Raw genomic sequence first — 19,127 nt, forward strand, 5'->3', positions numbered from 1 at the left:
CAGCGATTAAATAAAATTGATGAAGTTAATCGGCGTGCTTGTGCGCGGGCTTGGCGGCATGGGCCACGGTCCAGTCGACGATCGCGTTCACGGCCGACGGCGCCAGGGTCTCCTCGATCTCGGCATATTCGGACGGCGCGCCGGTCTTGGCCGTCTGGAACAGGTGGTTGAGGCCCGGCAGCGGCAGGATAGTCACGTCCTTGTTGGCGGCCAGCGCGGCCTTGATGGCCGGCAGGTTCTCGGCGGCCGAGACCTGCACGTCCTTCTCGCCGTTTATGGCCAGGACCGGCGCCTTGACCTGTTTCAGGTAGCCGGCCGGATCGAGGCCGAGGAAGGTCTTGAACCACGGGGTGGCGAAGCGCCCGAACCCGGCCTCGGCCGCCTCGGGCGGCATGCCCTGCTCGGCCAGCAGCGAGGCCAGGCGAGGTTTCAGCTTGGCGGTGTCCGGCTCGGCGATGACCATGTCGCTGACCTTGGCGATCAGCTTGACCTGCTGGTCGATCATCGCCTGCGGGGCGCCGCCGGCCAGGGCGATGTCGCGGCTCTGGCTCTGCATCACCTTGGCGCCCGGCAGGCCCGTGCCGGCCATCAGCACCACGAAGGCGATCTTGGGGTCCTTGGCGGCGACGATCGGGGCGATCAGGCCGCCTTCGCTGTGGCCGATCAGGCCGATGCGGGCCGGATCCACGCCCTTGCGGCCGCGAAGGAAGGCCACGCCCGCCTCCACGTCGGTGGCGAAGTCCAGGCTGGTGGCGGCCTTCAGTTCACCGCGCTCCGAGCCCCCGGCGCCGCGGTCGTCGACCCGCAGCACGGCCACGCCCTTGCGGGTCAGGGCGTCGGCCAGCACCAGGAACGGCTTGTGCTCGAACAGGGTCTCGTCGCGGTCCTGCACGCCTGAGCCGGTGATCAGCACGGCGACGGGGAAGGGGCCTTCGCCTGGCGGCAGGGTCAGGGCGCCGGCCAGTTTCAGGCCCGAGGCCGGATTGACGTACGACACCTCCTCGGCGCGATAGGGGAACGGCGGCTTGGGCGTCTGCGGGCGATTGGCCGGCGTCACCGCCGGCGGCGTGCGGCTCATGGCCAGGGGCAGGCTGGCGCCGCCCTGCAGCCACTGGCCGTCCAGGCTCTTGCCGTCGGCCGACAGCTGTCCTTCGAAGCTGGCCGGGGGATAGATCAGGGTCAGGCGCGCCTTGCCGTCGGCGAGGCTGGCCGTGGCCTTCAGGCCCATGGCGCCCTGGGCGGGGCTGTCGACCTTGGCGGTTCCGTCGGCCTGGACGTGGAACACCAGCGGCAGCTTGGTCGGCCCCGCCTGCAAGGTTCCGTACCACTCGCCGACGAGGGGCTGGACCTGGGCGGCGGCGACGGCGGGCGCCAGCAGGGCGGCGGCGATCACGGCGGGCGGCAGGAAACGCATGGCGAAGGCTCCCCGAAGAAACTGCACCGGAGATTGTGCATGTCGGCGAGCCGCCGTCTACCGCTGCTCCAGGCCGTGCCAGATCCGGGTGATGGTCACGCGCTGGCCTTTGACCTGAATGAGAAACTCAGGGGCCGATCAACATTCAGGGTCTTCCGCCATTTCTAACCGAGCATCCCCGCCTTCGCGGGGATGGAGCGGTTTGGGGTGGATGAATGTCTAGCCACCCTAGCGATCGGTCAGCGACATCACATAGTCGACGAGCGATATGTCGAGCATGGCCGCTAGGGGGCGAGCCGGGCGGCCTGTTCTTCGTCGATGTGGATGTCGAAGCCGTCGGCCATGGGCGAAGGGTTTCGCCCATGGCCGGAGAGGTCAAGATCAGAGATTCAGCAGCGCCGGGTCGCCGCCCTGGGCGGTGATGTTGACGCTGAGCGCGCGCTCGACGGCGAAGCGCAGCAGGGCGTGGGGGCCGCCGGCCTTGGGGCCGGTGCCCGACAGGCCCTCGCCGCCGAACGGCTGCACGCCGACCACAGCGCCGGTCATGGTGCGGTTGATGTAGGCGTTGCCGGCCGGGACCAGGCGCACGACCTCGTCGGCGAAGGCCTGGATGCGCGAGTGCACGCCCAGGGTCAGGCCGTAGCGGCGGGCCGCCAGGGCGCCGGCCACCTGTTCCAGGTCCTCGGGCTTGTAGCGGACCACGTGCAGGATCGGGCCGAACACCTCGCGCTCGAGGAAGTCGGCGGCCGGGATTTCGGCGAGGACCGGGCCGAAGAAGGTGCCGCCGGCCGGGGTTTCCAGCGCGTGCAGCACCTTGGCCTCGTGCTTCAGGCGGACCAGGTGCTTTTCCAGCGCGTCCTTGGCGTCGGCGTCGATCACCGGGCCGACGTCGGTCGAGGCGTCGGCCGGATCGGCCACCACCAGGGCGTCCATCGCGCCCTTCAGGCCCTCGATGATGTGGTCGGCGGTGTCGGTCGGCAGGAACAGCAAACGCAGGGCCGAGCAGCGTTGGCCGGCGGACCCGAAGGCGCTGACGATGACGTCGTCGATCACCTGCTCGCGCTGGGCCGTGGTGTCGACGAACATGCCGTTGAGGCCGCCGGTCTCGGCGATGAACGGCACGATCGGGCCCTGGCGCTGGGCGAGGGTCTGGTTGATCCGCCAGGCCGTGTCGGTGCCGCCGGTGAAGGCGACGCCGTCCAGGCCCTCGTGCGCGGTCAGGGCCGCGCCGACGGTCTCGCCGCGGCCGGGCAGCAGGGCCAGAAGGCGCGGGTCAAGGCCCGCGGCGTGGTAGAGCTTCACCGCTTCATAGGCGATGATCGGCGTCTGTTCGGCCGGCTTGGCGACCACGGCGTTGCCGGCGGCCAGGGCCGCGGCGATCTGGCCGGTGAAGATCGCCAGCGGGAAGTTCCACGGGCTGATGCAGACGAAGACGCCGCGACCGGCCAGGCCAAGGGTGTTGGTCTCGCCGACCGGACCTTTAAGCACCTCGGGTTCGCCGAACTGCTTTTCGGCCAGAACGGCGTAGTAGCGGCAGAAGTCGACCGCCTCGCGCACCTCGGCGATGCCGTCGGCCAGGGTCTTGCCGGCTTCGCGCGACAGGATGGCGATCAGGCGCTCGATATTGGCTTCCAGGGCGTCGCCCATGGCGCGCAGCACCTTGGCGCGGGCCGGGCCGCCGGCCTGGTCCCAGGCCGGCTGGGCGGCGCGGGCCAGCTTGAAGGCCTTGTCGATCTGCGGCAGCTGGGCTTCCGACACCGCGCCGACCACGCGGCCGGCGTCGATCGGCGAGACCACCGGCAGCGGCGGGCCGCCGGCTTCCATCTTGCCGCCGACCAGCGGACCCGACTGCAGCGGAGCGGCGTCCAGCACCGTGACCGCCGCCGACAGGCGGAAGCGGTCGGCGCGGGTCGACAGGTCCAGGCCCGCGCTGTTCCTGCGGCCCTCGCCATAGACGTCGATCGGCGTGGGGATCTTGGCGTGGCGGTCGGGATGGGCCTCGACCACGTCGATGGGGTCGGTGACCACCTTCTCGACCGGCACCCGCTCGTCGAGCAGGGCGTGCACGAAGCTGGTGTTGGCGCCGTTCTCGAGCAGGCGACGCACGAGGTAGGGCAGCAGGTCCTCGTGCCCGCCGACGGGGGCGTAGGCGCGCAGGGTGATGCCGTCATAGAGGTCGTCGGCGGCCTTGTAGAGCGCCTCGCCCATGCCGTGCAGGCGCTGGTGCTCGATCCTGACGCCGGCGTTCTTGGCCATGCGCACCACGGCCGCTAGGGTGTGGGCGTTGTGGGTGGCGAACTGGGCGTAGAGGTGCGGCGCGGCCCCGATCAGGGCCTTGGCGTTCACCAGGTACGACAGGTCCGTGGCGGGCTTGGTGGTGTAGACCGGATAGTCCGGGCGGCCGGCGACCTGTGCGCGCTTGATCTCGCTGTCCCAGTAGGCGCCCTTCACGAGGCGCACCATCAGGCGGCGGCCGGTTTCCTTCGACAGGGCCTCCAGGCGGGCGATCACCTCGCCGCAGCGCTTCTGGTAGGCCTGCACGGCCAGGCCCAGGCCCTTCCACTCGCCCAGGGCCGGTTCGCGGCACAGCCTGTCGAGCAGCTTCAGCGACAGGGCGAGGCGGTCGGCCTCTTCGGCGTCGATGGTGAAGTTGATGTCGTACTTGGCGGCGATCAGGGCCAAGCGCAGGGTGCGGGGGTATAGCTCCTCCCAGACGCGGTCTTCGTGCGTGGCCTCGTAGCGCGGGCACAGGGCCGACAGCTTCACCGACACGCCGTGGCCGGCTTCCGGACCTGCCTTGTTCGACAGCTTGCCGACCGTCTCGATGGCGTCGGCGTAGGACTTTTCGTAGCGGGCGGCGTCGGCGGCGGTGCGGGCGCCTTCGCCCAGCATGTCGAACGAGCACATGGTGTCTTCGTTCGCGGCGCGCTTGATGGCCGCCTCGATGGTGCGGCCCAGCACGAACTGCTCGCCCATTATGCGGATCGCCTGGCCGACGGCGGCGCGGATCACCGGCTCGCCCACGCGGCCGGCCAGCCTTTTGATGAACGCCGGCAGGTCCTTGCGGGCCTCGTCGTCGGGCTCGACGATCTTGCCGGTCAGCATCAGGCCCCAGGTCGAGGCGTTGACGAACAGGCTGTCGCTGCCGCCGAGGTGAGACGCCCAATCCGCCGAGCCGATCTTCTCGGCGATCAGCCGGTCGCGGGTCTCGTCGTCGGGGGTGCGCAGCAGAGCCTCGGCCAGGCACATCAAGGCCAGGCCCTCGCGGGTGCCCAGGCTGAATTCCTGCAGGAAGCTCTCGACCACGCCCTGCTTGCGGACGCTGCGACGCGCGCCGCGCACCAGGGCCTCGGCCTCGGCGCGGACGGCGGCGCGATCCTCGCTGGACAGGGGCCCCGCGGCCAGCAGGTCGGCGATCACCGCCTTTTCGTCACGGTACTTGCCGTCGTCCAGGGAGTCCCAATCGGCCATGATGCGCCTCGCTAATGATTTATCGTCGCTGTAGCCCGGCTATGATCGAAGGTGCTTCGTTTGTTGGCTCTGGCTTCCGTATGCTGTTCGGCGTAAACGTCGAAAAACGTTGTCTGCTCCAGACGTGCGGAAAGCCCCGCGACAGGGCGTCGCGGCGCGCGTGAGCGCAAGCCTGGGCTGGCAGCTTAGGAGGGGAAGGGGAGCACTGGAAGGGACGCGTCTCGGGGGGACTCGCGCGTCCCTTCCGCTCGTCGCCGACGCTGGGGGATGCGTGGCGAGCTTTCCCGCCGAGCGGGAGGCCCTTGGCGAAGCGCGCCGACTGGGGGATGCGGCGTGGGGGAAGCTTCGCTAGGACGATTGAGGGTGTAGTCCTCTTCGTGCCGAAGGTGCTTTGTTTGTTATCGCTATTATCAGAACAATCTTCGCTGAAAGTGACAAAAATCCATGTCCGCTCTAGATGACACCGACCGCCGGCTGCTGCGCGTGCTGCAGGCCGACGGCCGGATCACCAATGCCGAGCTGGCCAAGCGCTGCAACCTCTCTCCGGCCGCCACCTTCGACCGGGTGCGGCGCCTGCGCGAGCGCGGCTTCATCACCGGTTATGCAGCGCTGCTGGATCCGGCGAAGGTCGATCGCGCCCTGCTGATCTTCGTCGAGGTGGTGCTGGACCGCACGACCGGCGAGGTGTTCGACGACTTCGCCGCCGCCATCCGCCGCGCGCCGGAGGTGCTGGAGTGCCACATGGTGGCCGGCGGCTTCGACTATCTGATCAAGGCCCGCGTCCGCGACATGGACGCCTATCGCAGCTTCCTGGGCGACATCCTGGTCAAGATGCCGGGGGTGCGCGAGACGCGGACCTACGCCGTGCTGGAAGAGGTCAAGAGCACGGTGCAACTGCCGCTCTGAAGCGCCGGCTCCCCATGCTTGCCCTTTCCCGCTAGACTGGCGCCCATGATCCACGACCTGCCCATCGGACTGGCGCTGCGCCGCTTCCGGCGGCTGAACGCCGTCAAGCAGGGCGCCGTGGCCGAACTGCTGGCCGTGTCGCAGGGCACGGTGTCGCGCTGGGAAAGCGGCGAGCACGAACCCGACGAGGTCCATCGCGAGCGGATCGCGGCCCTGATCGCGGCGAAGGCTGGCGAGGGGAGCGACGCGGCGATCCGGCGCCTGGTCGAGACCTCGTCCCAGGCCGTGCACCTGGTCTGCGACGCCACCCACCAGCTTCTGGCCGTGTCGCCGGCGCGGCTGGCCTCGTGGCGGATCGACGCGTCCGACTATCTGGGCGTGTCGCTTTGGCGTTTCGCCAGCCCCGAGATCGCCCGGGCCCAGGGCGAACTGGCCCGGACGGGCTGGTTCGAGCGTCCCTACCAGCGGCTGCGTTTCGAGACCGGTCCCAACGACAGCCCCGAGGTTCCCGTGGCGCCGGGCCTGACCGAGTGGGAGACCATTCCCCTCGCCGACGGCCGCGTGGGCCGCCTGACCACCACCATCGGCTGAAGGCTTTCACGCCGTGGGCCGCCACGCATAAGTTTTTCGTGTCGCGCGAAGGCGCATCGGTCTAGGGCGGCGCCATGCTGCGTTCCTGGTCCAACATCATCGCCCTGTGGCTCATCGGCGTGCTGGCCGCCGCCCAGCTTCCCAAGATCGCCGTGCTGGTTCCGGTGCTGCGCCAGGAGCTAGGCCTGTCGCTGGCCCAGGCGGGCTTGCTGGTGTCGTTGCTGGAGATCGGCGGGGCGACCCTGGGCATCGTCGCGGGCCTGGCGCTGGGCCGGTTCGGCGGTCGCCGCTTCATGGCGATCGGGCTGGTCGGCCTGCTGGCGGCCAGCCTGGTCGAGGCCTTCGCGCCCAATGTCGCGGTGCTGTTCGCCGCCCGGGCGCTGGAGGGCGTGGCCTATCTGCTGGTGGTCATCGCCGCCCCGACCATGATCGCCGCCGTCGCCTCCGACAAGGCGCGGGGACCGGCCCTGGCGCTTTGGAGCACCTTCGTGGCCGTGGGCGTGGCGGTCGGCAGCGGCGTCACCGGCTTCGCCATGGCGCTCAGTGGTCCGCGCGGGGCCATGCTGGTGTGGGCGGTGCTGTGCGCGCTGGGCCTGCTGGTCGCCCTGCGCCAGCCCAAGGGGCTGTCGGACGGCGCCCGCATCGCCCTGCCGCCGCCGGCCGCCTGGGTGCTGACCCTGGGCTTCGGGCTCTACACCGTCTTCATCTGCGCCTTGACCATGCTGCTGCCCAGCTTCCTGATCGAGAAGGCGGGCGCTGGCGTCGCCGGCGCCAGCATCGCCACGGGCCTGGTCTCGCTGGCGGCCCTGCCGGGCTCGGCCATCGCCATCCGCCTGCTGCACGCCGCGCCGCTGGATCGCCGCCGCATGACGCGGGTGGTGGTCCCGGCGCTGCTGGCCACGGCCGTGGTCGCGCCCTTCGTCTTCCTGTCGGCCAAGGCCCTGCTGGTCGCCGGAGTCGCCTTCCTGGTGGTGCTGCTCAGCGGGATCGCCTCGCCGCTGGTCTTCGCCCGCCTGCCGGCGCTGGCGGGCGGGACCGACGGCCCGCGCATCGCCGCCGCCAACGGCCTGCTGACCCAGTTCGGCGCCGGCGGGGCGCTGATCGGCCCGCCGCTAGGCGGCCTAGTCGTCGGCCGGTTCGGCTGGGAAGCGCTGGGCGTCGTCATCGCCGTCCTGGCCGTGGCCATGCTGGCGGCGATGCTGGCGGCTGAGCGGATGGCCCGGAAGGCTATCTAGTATTCTACCGCCATTCTCGCCACGAGGGCGGGAATGACGGGAAGAGGGGATATGAAAAAGCCGCCCGGGTCGCCCCGGGCGGCTTCTTCATTTCAGTGCTAGCGAAAGCCTTAGTGGCTGTCGCGCGGCAGGCCCTTGGTCTGGGCGATGCGCTGGTACTTCACGGCCGGTTCGAGCACCGCGCCGGTCTCCATCTGGCCGACGATGGCGCGCTGGATCTCCTGCCACGGGGTCTGGCTTTCCGGGTACTGATAGCCGCCGGCGGCTTCGAGGGCCTTGCGGCGCTCGGCCACTTCCTCGGGGCTGATCAGCACGTCGACGCGCGACTTGCGCAGGTCGAAGCGGACGCGATCGCCGGTCTTCAGCAAGGCCAGGCCGCCGCCGACGGCGGCTTCCGGCGAGGCGTTGAGGATCGATGGCGAGCCCGAGGTGCCCGACTGGCGGCCGTCGCCGATGCAGGGCAGCTGCTTGACGCCGCGCTTGATCAGGTAGTCGGGGGCTCGCATGTTCACCACCTCGGCCGAGCCGGGGTAGCCGACGGGGCCAGCGCCCCGCATGAACATGATCGAGTTCTCGGTGATGCCGACCGACGGATCGTCGATGCGGTGGTGGTAGTCTTCCGGACCGTCGAACACCACGGCGTCGCCGACGAAGGCGTCCGGATCTTCCGGGTTCGACAGGTAGCGGTCGCGGAACTCGCCCGAGATCACGCTGGTCTTCATGATCGCCGAGTTGAACAGGTTGCCGCGCATGACCACGAAGCCGGCGCGTTCGACCAGCGGGTTGTCGAAGGTGCGGATGACGTCGGCGTCCTCGATGGTCGCGTCGCGGCAGGCGTCGCCCATGGTCTGGCCCGAAACGGTCAGGGCGTCTTCGTGGATCAGGCCCTGCTTGATCAGCTGGGCGGTGACCGCGGGCACCCCGCCGGCGTGATAGTAGTCTTCGCCCAGATATTTGCCGGCCGGCTGAAGGTTGACCAGCAGCGGCACGTCCTCGCCCTTCTCCTGCCAGTCGTCGACGGTCAGCTCGACGCCGATGTGGCGGGCCAGGGCGTTCAGGTGGATCGGGGCGTTGGTCGAGCCGCCGATGGCCGAGTTGACGACGATGGCGTTGAGGAACGCCTCGCGGGTCAGGATGTCGGACGGCTTGAGGTCTTCCTTGACCATGTCGACGATGCGCAGGCCCGTCAGGTAGGCGTTTTCCTGGCGGTCGCGATACGGGGCCGGGATGGCGGCCGAGCCGGTGAGCGACATGCCCAGCGCCTCGGTCAGCGAGTTCATCGTCGTGGCCGTGCCCATGGTGTTGCAGAAGCCGGTCGACGGGGCCGACGAGGCCACCAGCTTGATGAAGCCGGCGTTGTCGATCTCGCCGGCGGCCAGCATCTCGCGGGCCTTCCAGACGATGGTGCCCGAACCGGTGCGCTCGCCCTTGTACCAGCCGTTCAGCATCGGCCCGACCGACAGGGCGATGGCCGGGATGTTCACGGTGGCGGCGGCCATCAGGCAGGCCGGCGTGGTCTTGTCGCAGCCGATGGTCAGCACGACGCCGTCGATCGGGTAGCCGTACAGGGTCTCGACCAGGCCGAGATAGGAGAGGTTGCGGTCGAGGCCCGCGGTCGGGCGCTTGCCGGTTTCCTGGATCGGGTGGACAGGGAACTCGATGGCGATGCCGCCGGCGGTGCGGATGCCTTCACGCACGCGCTCGGCCAGCACCAGGTGATGGCGGTTGCAGGGCGACAGGTCCGAACCGGTCTGGGCGATGCCGATGATCGGCTTGCCCGACTGCAGCTCTTCCAGCGTCAGACCGTAGTTCAGATAGCGCTCGAGATAGAGCGCCGTCATGTCCACGTTGTCGGGATTGTCGAACCAGGCCCGCGAACGAAGGGTGCTGGGCGCGGACTTGGTGGTCATGTCGGTCCTGTTTTTCCTCGATCGATCCAACCGGATCGCCTCGCCGGGCGAGGTTTATACTATTTGTCTGACTATACCGGCGAGCGCGGAGCGTCAACGACCGCCATGGCGGGCAAACGTCGCACGCCTTCAAGGTCTTGCGAGCCGATCGCAAGAGCCCAAAGAGCGCTTGAACGCCGATGATAGCGCTCACATTCTATCGTCGGCCGCCGGAGTACGCCATCCACGACGGTGTTCGACTAACGCGGAATATGTAGGACCATTGCGCGCCGAGGTCGAGCGGACAAGCCGGTTCTTGTCATCGCGGCAAGGGCGAGGTTCCTTGCGGACGGCCTTCTCGGACCGTTTTCGCGGTCCTGTTTGACAGGAACGGGGAGGGCGCTATTTGTCGGACTAATCTTACAGTGGTCGCGAGGCGCGGCCCGAGCCATCGTCAGGTGTCCGTCCAGATGACCATCCGCATCGCCATCGTCGGCCTGGGCAAGATCGCCCGCGACCAGCACCTGCCGGCCATCGAGAAGGACGCTCGGTTCGAACTGGCGGCCGTGGCCAGCCGCAGCGCCGGCGTCGACGGCGTCCCGCACTTCACCGACCTCTCCGAACTCCTGGCCTCGGACGTGCAGTTCGACGCCGTCGCCCTCTGCACCCCGCCGCAGGTGCGTCACGCCATCGCCCGCCAGGCCATCGACGCCGGCAAGCACGTGATGCTGGAAAAGCCCCCGGGCGCGACGCTGAGCGAGGTCGAGGACCTGAAGGCCGCCGCCCAGGCCAAGGGCGTGACCCTGCAGACCACCTGGCACTCGCGTTACGCCACCGCCGTCGCCCCGGCCCAGACCTGGCTGTCGGGCAAGACCATCAAGTCGGTCCAGATCAACTGGAAGGAAGACGTGCGCGTCTGGCATCCGGGCCAGACCTGGATCTGGCAGGCCGGCGGCCTGGGCGTCTTCGATCCGGGCATCAACGCCCTGTCGATCGCCACCGTCGTGCTGCCGGCCTTCTTCCTGGAGAAGGCGACGCTGCATGTGCCGGAGAACTGCCAGTCGCCGGTCGAGGCGCAACTGACCTTCCGCACCGTGACCGGCGCGCCGGTCCAGGCCGACTTCGACTTCCTGCAGACCGGCGAGCAGAGCTGGGACATCATCATCGACACCGACGGCGGCGAGCTGAAGCTGTCGCACGGCGGTTCGCGCCTGTGGGTCGACGGGCAACTGACGCACGAAGGGCCGGACGAGGAATATCCGGGCCTGTACGACGCCTTCGCCCGCCTGATCGCGGCCGGCGGCTCGGATGTCGACGTCAGCCCGCTGCGCCATGTGGCCGATGCTTTCCTGCTGGGCGAACGGGTTACGGCGCCGGCCTTCATCGAATAGCCCATACCCATGCAAATTAAGCATTGGTTGCGCTAACATTGGACTGACAACCGGACGCGGAAGGGCCTATATGCGGGCCATTCCCGTCCGCCAAAACGCGAGCGTCCGCCCCATGACTGAACTCCGCAGCCTGAACCCCGCCACCGGCGAGCACTTCGGCGAGGTCTTCCCCGAACCGACCGCGGAGCAGATCGAGGCGGCGCTGGCCGCCGCGAACGCCGCCTTCGACGTCTATCGCGAGACCGATCTCGAGACCCGCGCGGCCTTCCTCGAAGGCGTCGCCGCCGAGATCGAAGCCATCGGCGACGACCTGATCGTGCGCGCCATGGCCGAGACCGGCCTGCCGCGTCCGCGCCTCGAAGGCGAGCGAGGCCGCACCACCGGCCAGCTGCGCCTGTTCGCCAAGACCGTCCGCCAGGGCGACTTCCTGGGCGCGCGCATCGACCCGGCCCTGCCCGAGCGCAAGCCGCTGCCGCGCGCCGACCTGCGCCAGCGCTTCATCGGCCTTGGTCCCGTCGCCGTGTTCGGCGCCAGCAACTTCCCGCTGGCCTTCTCGACCGCCGGCGGCGACACCGCCGCGGCCCTGGCCGCCGGCTGCCCGGTCGTGTTCAAGGGCCACCCGGCCCACCCCGGCACCGCCGCCCTGGTCGGCGCGGCCATCAGCAAGGCCGTCGAGAAGGCGGGCCTGCCGGCCGGCGTGTTCTCGCTGCTGACCGGCCAGACCCACGAGCTGGGCGGCGCCCTGGTCCGCGATCCGCGCATCAAGGCCGTCGGCTTCACCGGCTCGCGCGCCGGCGGCGTGGCGCTGATGAAGATCGCGGGCGAGCGCCCCGAGCCGATCCCGGTCTATGCCGAGATGAGCAGCGTCAACCCGGTCATCCTGTTCCCGCACGCCCTGGCCGCCCGCGCCGAGGCCCTGGGCGCGGCGTTCGTCGGTTCGCTGACCATGGGTTCGGGCCAGTTCTGCACCAACCCGGGCCTGGTCTTCGCCCTGGCCGGTCCGGACTTCGATACGTTCGTGGCCTCGGCCTCGGCCGCCCTGGCCGGCGCCCATCCGCAGGTCATGCTGACCCCGGGCATCTTCGGCGCCTATGAGCAGGGCGTCGAGAAGCTGGGCTCGCGTCCCGGCGTCAACGTGGCCGCCCGCGGCCTGGTCGGCGAAGGCTGCAACCAGGGCCAGGGCGCCCTGTTCGTGGTCGAGGCCGAGACCTTCGCCGCCGACCCGGCCCTCAGCCACGAAGTGTTCGGTTCGTCGTCGGTGATCGTCCGCTGCCCGGACGTCGCCACCCTGGCCGGCCTGCTGGAAGGTCTGGAAGGCCAGCTGACCGCCACCCTGCACCTGGACGCCGAAGACGCGGAAGCCGCCCGCGGCCTGCTGCCGATCCTCGAGCGCAAGGCCGGCCGCATCCTGGCCAACGGCTGGCCGACCGGCGTGGAAGTGGCTCCGGCCATGGTCCACGGCGGCCCGTTCCCGGCCACCTCGGACGGTCGCTCGACCTCGGTCGGCACCCGCGCCGTCGAGCGCTTCCTGCGCCCCGTGTGCTACCAGGACCTGCCCGACGTGCTGCTGCCGGCGGCGCTGAAGGAAGCCAACCCGCTGGGTATCAAGCGCGCCATCGACGGCGTGCTGTAAGAAAAGCCGATCCTTCGGGGTCAGGAAGAGCGCGCGGGGGAAACCCCGCGCGCTTTTTCTTTGTCAGAACAGCCGCTCGGCCAGCAGCCAGACGCTGAAGGCGAGACACGAGGCGGGGATCAGCACCTTGCCCATGGCGGGGCTCCTTGGTCGATGGAGCCATCATCGCCGATCGCGGAATCGGGGGCTTGGACGCGGCCGCTCCGCCGTGAACATTCTTGCGACGACGTCTAAATCGTCGGTTTCGCCCATCAGGCGCAACACTTGGCGGGCGAGCCTGAACGCTGGCGACAACCTTCCGGCCGCTTTGAAACGGAAGTGTATCGGCGAGGCGCTCGCCGTAGCCGCGCGGAAATTTGCGAGACACGCCTGGGCCATGCAGGGCCCCTAAGCCTCGGAGGTTCCTTCAAGCGGGTCCTCCATGTCGCGTAAGCTTCTGATCCTCTCGGCCGCCGCCCTGCCGATGCTGCTGCACGCCGCCCAAGCGGCCGCCGAGACGGAAGTCACCAGCAGCAGCCGCACGACGCCGATCGCCACCTCGACGGCCGCCAGCGGCGCGGCCGACGACGTCAAGGTCACGACCGATGGGGTGATCACCTATGCTTCCGAAGGCGCGATCGCGACGGTCGACAGCAGCAACACCCTGACCAACAACGGCACGCTCAAGAGCACCGACGTCTCCAACTCGACGGGCGTCCTGATCAATGGCGGCGTCACCTCGACGGTGACCAACGGCGGCACGATCAGCCTGACCGAGGACTACGACTACGTCGATAGCGACAGCGACGGCGACTACGACGGCCAGTTCGCGCTGGGGACCAACCGCTATGGCGTCCGCCTGACCGGCGCGGGCGACTATACCGGCACGATCGAGAACACCGGCACGATCACCATCGAGGGCAACAGCTCGGGCGGGATCATGCTGGGATCGTCGGTGATCGGCGACATCCTCAATTCCGGCTCGATCGCGGTGACCGGCGACAACGGGTACGGCATCCGCAACACCGCCAAGGTGACGGGAAACATCGTCAGCGACGGCTCGATCAGCGTGCTGGGCGCCAATAGCGTGGGCCTGGCGGTCGACGGCGAGGTCGACGGTTCGGTCATCGTCCAGGGCACGATCACCGCCACCGGCTATCGCTACACCAGCCGCTACACCGATCCTGACGACGAGGCGCTGCTGGACGCCGACGACCTGCTGCAGGGCGGCTCGGCGGTGAAGATCACCAGCAACGTCTCCAAGGGCCTGGTGCTGGACGCCCCGCCCGAAGACACCAACGACGACACCTCCGACGACGAGGACGGCGACGGCGTCACCGACAGCGACGAGGGCACGGCCGCCGTCTACGTCTATGGCGGCGCGCCGGCGATCCAGATCGGCTCCGGCAGCCAGGCCGTCACCCTCGGCTCGGCCGGGGAGGGGATCTACGACTACGGCCTCGTCATCCGCGGCTCGGTCGGCGCCTATGGCGTCCACGCGGGGGTGGCGGCTACCGGCGTGCAGATCGGCGGCTCGGCCGGCTACGAGACCCTGGTCGCCAACGGGATCAACCTGGAAGGCTCGATCTCGGCCAGCGCCTACGAGGCCGACGCCATGGGGCTGCACCTGACCTCGGGCGCCATCGCCTCGATCCTCAACAATAGCGGCGCGCTCAGCGGTTCGGTCGAGGCCGAGGGGAGCTCGAACGCCTACGCCCTGCTGATCGACGCCGGGGCGACCATGAACTCGGTCGTCAACAGCGGCAGCATCGTCGCCACCCTGTCGGGCGAGACCGGAAACGCCAACGCCATCGTCGACAATTCCGGCACGCTGACCAGCATCACCAATACCGGCGCGATCGCCGCCTACGTGGTCGCCACGGACGACGACTACGACACCGACGACACCGACACCGACGCCACGAACGAGACGGTCACCGGCAAGGCGATCGCCATCAACCTGAAGGCCAACACCACCGGCGTCACCATCACCCAGACCGGGGTGAACGACGGTGACGACGGCGACGACGGGGTGGCCGACACCGATACCGACGGCGACGGCGTGGACGACGCCGACGAGCCCTCGATCGTGGGCCAGGTGCTGCTGGGCTCGGGCGACGACACCCTGAACCTGCTGAACGGCACGCTGTACGGCGACATGTCGTTCGGCGACGGCGCCGACACCCTGAACATCGACGGCACGGCCTATGCCATCGGCGGCCTCTATGACAGCGACGGCAAGCTCTCGATCAATATCGGCAACGGCGGCCTGCTGATCACAAACACCGACACCATCAAGGCCACCAGCCTGAACCTGGGGTCGGAAAGCACGCTGGTGTTCACGGTCGATCCCAACGCCGGGACCTCGACCCAGCTGGTGGTCGACACCGCCACCATCGCCAGCGGCGCCAACCTGGGCCTCGTGTTCAACAATCTGCTGACCGACGCCAGCACCTTCAAGGTGATCTCGGCCGGGACGCTGACCGCCGGCGAGATCGACCAGGACCTGCTGGGCGACGCGCCCTATCTCTATGTCGCCCAGGCCCGGACCCAGGACAACGACGTCCTGATCGACGTGCGCCGCCGCACGGCCGCCGAAGCCGGCATGACCACGGGCCAGACCGCGGCCTATGACGCCACCTTCGCCGCGCTCGGCGCCAACGAGGACATCGCCAGCGCCTTCCTCAGCCAGTCGACCAGCGACGGCTTCTACAATCTCTACAATCAGATGCTGCCCAGCACCGGCGAGGGGATGTTCTCGACCCTGCAGGCGGTGCAGCAGCAGATCTCGGCCTCGACCGCCATCCGCCCCGACGGCCAGGACCGCTACGGCCCCGACAGCGTCTGGGTGCAGGAGATCAACAGCCTGGTGCGCATCGAGGACGGCGATAACCTGGGCTCGGACACCAAGGCCACGGGCCTGGTCGCCGGCTACGAGGCCATGGGCGACGCCGGCGGGGCGCTGGGCGTGACCCTGGCCTTCGCCAGCCTCGAGGAGAAGGACACCGCCGCCAAGGTCGGCGAGGAGACGACCGCCTCGCTGTTCCAGGCCGGAACCTACTGGCGCCGGTCGGTGGGCGGCTGGCGCTTCAACCTCGGCGGAAGCCTCGGCTACATCCGCTTCAACGGCGACCGCAGCTTCATCAGCGAGGACGTCGACAGCGACGGCTATTCGGACGTCGCGATCACCAACACCGCCTCGTGGAACGGCTTCACCGCCAACGCCTTCGCCGGCCTCGGCTACGAGCACAGGCTCGGCCGAAACTACATCCGCCCCGAGGCCCGCCTCGACTACGTCTACCTGTGGGAAGGCGAGCGCAAGGAGCACGGCGGCGGCGAGGGCTTCGACCAGACGGTGGCCTCGCGCAAGTTCGACAACCTGTCGGGCGACATCGGCGTCGCCTTCGGCCGCGAGTTCGGCAAGGAGGTCTGGGTCCGTCCCGAGGTCCGCGTCGGCTATCGCAAGACCCTGGCCGGCAAGTACGCCGACACCACGGCCTGGTACTCGGGCGGCACGCCGTTCACGATCCTGGGCAATGCGGCGCGCACCGACGCGGTGACGCTGAATCTCGCCCTGCGCGCCGGCTCCGACCTTTCCTATTTCGCCCTGGAGGGCGGGGCCGAGGCCTCGCGTCGCCAGACCCGTTATTCGGCCCGGCTTGTCGGCCGGGCGATGTTCTGAGAACGCCCGTGAGACCCCGCCTGCTCATTGTCGACCCCGACGTCGACTCCCGCGCCGCCATCACCGCCCTGCTGGGCCGGTTCGACCTGGAAGTGCTCGAGGCCGCCTCGGCCCGCGAGATGGACCAGATCCTGGGCCGCACCCAGATCGAGCTGGTCGTCATGGACATCCTGCTGCCCGACGAGGCCGGCCTGTCGGTCTGCGCGCGGCTGCGCCGCCTCAACCCCGCCCCGGGCGTGGTGGTGGTCAGCGCCGTGGACGACGAGAGCGACGTGGTCGTCGGTCTGGAGATGGGCGTCGACGACTATATCGCCAAGCCGTTCCGGCCGCGCGAGACCGCCGCCCGCATCCGCGCCGCCGTGCGTCGCCGCCAGGCCTGGCGCGCGCCCGAGCCGGTGGCCGCCCCGCCGGTCTACCAGTTCAGCGGCTGGCGCCTGAACGTGGCGACCCACGAGCTGTTCGACCCGCGCGGCGACTCGGTGAACCTGTCTTCTGCCGAGTTCCTGGTGCTGTGGACCCTGGTGGCCAAGCCCCAGCAGATCCTGACCCGCGACCAGCTGCAGCAGGGTCCGCCGGAGGCGCGCAGCAAGGCGCCGCCGCAGCAGATCAACGTCACCATCAGCCGCCTGCGCAGCAAGCTGCGCCGCGCCGAGGGCGGCGCCCAGATGGTGCGCACCGTGCGCCATGCGGGCTACATGTTCGCGCCGCGCGTGGACCGGGTGCACGCGGATTAGACCTGAGAGAACCTCCCCCTGTGGGGGAGGTGGCCGAAGGCCGGTGGGGGGAAGTTTTCAACCGCCGTGGCTCTGGCCGGCTGTCGGGCCAAGCCCCCCACCGATCGCTTCGCGATCACCTCCCCCACAGGGGGAGGTTCCTTTTGCCCGACCTTACTTCTTGCGCACGAAGACCAGGCTCTGGTCCGGCGGGCCGGGCTTTCCGTCGATGTCCTGCTCGACCAGGATGGTGTCGGGGGCGGTGACGCCGACGCGCATGCTCTGGCGGCGGCCGGTCTGGCCGTGGGTCATCACCGCGACGCTGGACGCGCCGGTGCGCTCGACGCTGAGGGTCACGAAGTTGAAGTTGACCACGGCCCGGGTCGGCGCGCCGTCCAGGGTCGCGTCGGCGAACTGGATGGCGGCGACGCCCTCGTCGTCCTCCTCGACCAGCGTCCAGGCGATCGCCTTGCCGTCGTCCTTGGTGATGTCGAGCTCGCCGCTGATCGGCGCGGTCCCGGTCAGCGGCTCGTTGAAGCGCGAGCGCGACAGGTCCAGCGTCCATTTGCCGGCCACGCCCAGCGGACCCGTCGCGGGCGCCTGGCTCTGAGCCAGGGCGGGGGCGGCGGCCAGCAGCAGGCCAAGGCCCGCGAGCGCGGCGGCGGCTTTGAGATGGGCCATGGCGTGGGTTCCGGACGGGGTGGCTTACGAAGGGTCAATGTCGGGTCGCGAGCAGCGTTCGTCCAGAGGCGGCCGCCAGATCATTTGGGGATTGCCAAGCGCGCCGCCGCCCCGTTCTGGTCGGCGCAACTGGAATCGGAGCCTTCGCCCATGCGCCGTCTGTCGCGTTCGATGCTGTTCGCCGCCTCGCTGTTCGCGGCCGGCGCCCTCTACGGCCCCGAGGCCGACGCCGCCGAGAAGACCGACACCTCGGTCAAGGCCGTGCAGAAGATCGTCGGCGGCCCGGGGTTCAAGGCCGCGGTCAAGCAGCTGGACGCCGACTACGACCGCACCGTCGCCGACATCGTCACCCTGACCGAGATCCCCGCGCCGCCGTTCAAGGAGGAGCAGCGCGCCAAGGCCTATCTGGAGATGCTCAAGGCCGTAGGCCTGACCGACGTCGAGATGGACGCCGAGGGCAACGTCATGGGCGTGCGGGCCGGGACGGCGACCAAGGGCAAGGGTCCGTTCGTGGTCATCGCCGCCCACCTCGACACCGTCTTCCCCGAAGGCACCGACGTGAAGGTCAAGCGCGAGGGGACCAGGCTGTCGGCCCCCGGCATCGGCGACGACACCCGCTCGCTGGCCGTGCTGCTGGCCTATGTGCGGGCCATGGACGCGGCCAGGATCAGGACCAAGGCCGACATCCTGTTCGTCGGCAATGTGGGCGAGGAGGGGCCGGGCGACCTGCGCGGGGTCAAGCACCTCTTCACCAAGGGCAAATACCAGGGCCGGATCAGCGCCTTCTTCTCGATGGACGGCTCGGACCCCTCGCGCATCGTCGACCGGGGCGTGGGCTCCAAGCGCTATCGCGTCACCTTCAAGGGCCCGGGCGGCCACAGCTATGGCGCGTTCGGCGTCGTCAACCCGATGACGGCCATGGCCCAGTCGGTGGTCGACCTCTATGCGGTCAAGCCGCCGGCCGACCCCAAGACCACCTATTCGGCCAGCGTGGTGGGCGGGGGCACCTCGGTGAACTCGATCCCCAACCAGATCTTCCTCGAGTTCGACATGCGCTCGGAAAGCGCCGCCGAGCTGGCCAAGCTGGACCAGACCTTCATCGGCATCCTCGACAAGGCCGTGGCCGGCGAGAACGCCGCCCGCTCGACCAAGCCGGGGGTGATCGCCTACGACGCCAAGGTGATCGGCGAGCGCCCGGCCGGCGGCACCGATCCGCAGGCGGCCATCGTCACGGCCACGGCGGCGGCGATCTCGGCCCTGGGCTTCACGCCCGAGCACGAGGCCTCATCCACCGACGCCAACCTGCCCATGAGCCTGGGCATTCCCGCCATCACCATCGGCGCCGGCGGCAAGGGCGGCCGCGCCCACGCCCTGGACGAGTGGATCGACATCGAGAAGGCCCCGACGCTCAAGGGCATGCAGGTGGGCCTGGCGGCGCTGCTGGCCGTGGCCGGGGTGGAGTAGTCGAACCTCCCCCTGTGGGGGAGGCGATCGCGTAGCGATCGGTGGGGGGAGCTGGTGATGACTTTCCGGCGCAGCGGA

General features: G+C 69.5%; 12 protein-coding genes. 8 read left to right on the plus strand and 4 right to left on the minus strand.

Annotated features, from left to right (window positions below):
* Positions 1-25: 25 nt before the first annotated feature.
* Positions 26-1,414, minus strand: coding sequence for an alpha/beta hydrolase family protein (locus tag V6S85_RS14615; RefSeq protein WP_334349355.1), 1,389 nt, complete (start codon positions 1,412-1,414; stop codon positions 26-28).
* Positions 1,415-1,795: 381 nt separating this feature from the next.
* Entirely contained in the window at positions 1,796-4,885 is a 3,090-nt protein-coding gene (gene putA, locus V6S85_RS14620) for a bifunctional proline dehydrogenase/L-glutamate gamma-semialdehyde dehydrogenase PutA (protein ID WP_334349356.1), read from the minus strand.
* A gap of 444 nt (positions 4,886-5,329) precedes the next feature.
* On the opposite strand from putA, the gene V6S85_RS14625 reads away from it, so the two are divergent.
* The 3 genes from V6S85_RS14625 (at position 5,330) to V6S85_RS14635 (ending at position 7,617) form a co-directional block, all read left to right on the plus strand.
* Positions 5,330-5,791, plus strand: coding sequence for an Lrp/AsnC ligand binding domain-containing protein (locus V6S85_RS14625; RefSeq protein WP_101718161.1), 462 nt, complete (start codon positions 5,330-5,332; stop codon positions 5,789-5,791).
* 45 nt (positions 5,792-5,836) lie between these two features.
* Positions 5,837-6,382, plus strand: a complete 546-nt coding sequence (locus tag V6S85_RS14630) for a helix-turn-helix transcriptional regulator (protein ID WP_116569903.1) — start codon at positions 5,837-5,839, stop codon at positions 6,380-6,382.
* 74 nt (positions 6,383-6,456) lie between these two features.
* On the plus strand, positions 6,457-7,617 hold the full coding sequence (locus V6S85_RS14635) for an MFS transporter (RefSeq protein ID WP_116569904.1): 1,161 nt from the start codon (positions 6,457-6,459) through the stop codon (positions 7,615-7,617).
* A 110-nt stretch (positions 7,618-7,727) separates the two neighbouring features.
* Here the strand turns inward: V6S85_RS14635 and V6S85_RS14640 are convergent, their stop codons facing one another.
* Positions 7,728-9,527: an IlvD/Edd family dehydratase gene (locus tag V6S85_RS14640; protein WP_334349357.1), complete on the minus strand. Its 1,800-nt coding sequence runs from the start codon at positions 9,525-9,527 to the stop codon at positions 7,728-7,730.
* A gap of 449 nt (positions 9,528-9,976) precedes the next feature.
* Here V6S85_RS14640 and V6S85_RS14645 point away from each other — a divergent pair, with 449 nt between their 5' ends.
* The 4 genes from V6S85_RS14645 (at position 9,977) to V6S85_RS14660 (ending at position 16,925) form a co-directional block, all read left to right on the plus strand.
* Positions 9,977-10,897, plus strand: a complete 921-nt coding sequence (locus V6S85_RS14645) for a Gfo/Idh/MocA family protein (RefSeq protein ID WP_116569906.1) — start codon at positions 9,977-9,979, stop codon at positions 10,895-10,897.
* Positions 10,898-11,009: 112 nt separating this feature from the next.
* Positions 11,010-12,530, plus strand: coding sequence for an aldehyde dehydrogenase (NADP(+)) (locus V6S85_RS14650; protein WP_334349358.1), 1,521 nt, complete (start codon positions 11,010-11,012; stop codon positions 12,528-12,530).
* Between the two features lie 421 nt (positions 12,531-12,951).
* A complete protein-coding gene (locus V6S85_RS14655; RefSeq protein WP_334349359.1) occupies positions 12,952-16,191 on the plus strand; it encodes an autotransporter outer membrane beta-barrel domain-containing protein in 3,240 nt (1,079 codons plus the stop codon).
* An 8-nt stretch (positions 16,192-16,199) separates the two neighbouring features.
* Positions 16,200-16,925, plus strand: a complete 726-nt coding sequence (locus V6S85_RS14660) for a response regulator (protein WP_165832168.1) — start codon at positions 16,200-16,202, stop codon at positions 16,923-16,925.
* A gap of 153 nt (positions 16,926-17,078) precedes the next feature.
* Here V6S85_RS14660 and V6S85_RS14665 read toward each other — a convergent pair whose 3' ends face one another.
* Positions 17,079-17,585 (minus strand): hypothetical protein, encoded by a 507-nt coding sequence (locus tag V6S85_RS14665; RefSeq protein WP_334349360.1) that lies wholly within the window; start codon positions 17,583-17,585, stop codon positions 17,079-17,081.
* Between the two features lie 150 nt (positions 17,586-17,735).
* On the opposite strand from V6S85_RS14665, the gene V6S85_RS14670 reads away from it, so the two are divergent.
* Complete coding sequence (locus V6S85_RS14670) at positions 17,736-19,049, plus strand: M20/M25/M40 family metallo-hydrolase (RefSeq protein ID WP_334349361.1); 1,314 nt, start codon at positions 17,736-17,738, stop codon at positions 19,047-19,049.
* Positions 19,050-19,127 lie beyond the last annotated feature (78 nt).

The organism is Caulobacter sp. CCNWLW153 (genome assembly GCF_036889365.1).
Lineage (GTDB): Bacteria > Pseudomonadota > Alphaproteobacteria > Caulobacterales > Caulobacteraceae > Caulobacter > Caulobacter radicis.

Excerpts from the sequence above, each read along its gene's own strand:
- V6S85_RS14615 (WP_334349355.1), bottom strand. The coding sequence starts at position 1,414 with ATGCGTTTCCTGCCGCCCGCCGTGATCGCCGCCGCCCTGCTGGCGCCC.
- putA (WP_334349356.1), bottom strand. The coding sequence starts at position 4,885 with ATGGCCGATTGGGACTCCCTGGACGACGGCAAGTACCGTGACGAAAAG.
- V6S85_RS14625 (WP_101718161.1), top strand. The coding sequence starts at position 5,330 with ATGTCCGCTCTAGATGACACCGACCGCCGGCTGCTGCGCGTGCTGCAG.
- V6S85_RS14630 (WP_116569903.1), top strand. The coding sequence starts at position 5,837 with ATGATCCACGACCTGCCCATCGGACTGGCGCTGCGCCGCTTCCGGCGG.
- V6S85_RS14635 (WP_116569904.1), top strand. The coding sequence starts at position 6,457 with ATGCTGCGTTCCTGGTCCAACATCATCGCCCTGTGGCTCATCGGCGTG.
- V6S85_RS14640 (WP_334349357.1), bottom strand. The coding sequence starts at position 9,527 with ATGACCACCAAGTCCGCGCCCAGCACCCTTCGTTCGCGGGCCTGGTTC.
- V6S85_RS14645 (WP_116569906.1), top strand. The coding sequence starts at position 9,977 with ATGACCATCCGCATCGCCATCGTCGGCCTGGGCAAGATCGCCCGCGAC.
- V6S85_RS14650 (WP_334349358.1), top strand. The coding sequence starts at position 11,010 with ATGACTGAACTCCGCAGCCTGAACCCCGCCACCGGCGAGCACTTCGGC.
- V6S85_RS14655 (WP_334349359.1), top strand. The coding sequence starts at position 12,952 with ATGTCGCGTAAGCTTCTGATCCTCTCGGCCGCCGCCCTGCCGATGCTG.
- V6S85_RS14665 (WP_334349360.1), bottom strand. The coding sequence starts at position 17,585 with ATGGCCCATCTCAAAGCCGCCGCCGCGCTCGCGGGCCTTGGCCTGCTG.
- V6S85_RS14670 (WP_334349361.1), top strand. The coding sequence starts at position 17,736 with ATGCGCCGTCTGTCGCGTTCGATGCTGTTCGCCGCCTCGCTGTTCGCG.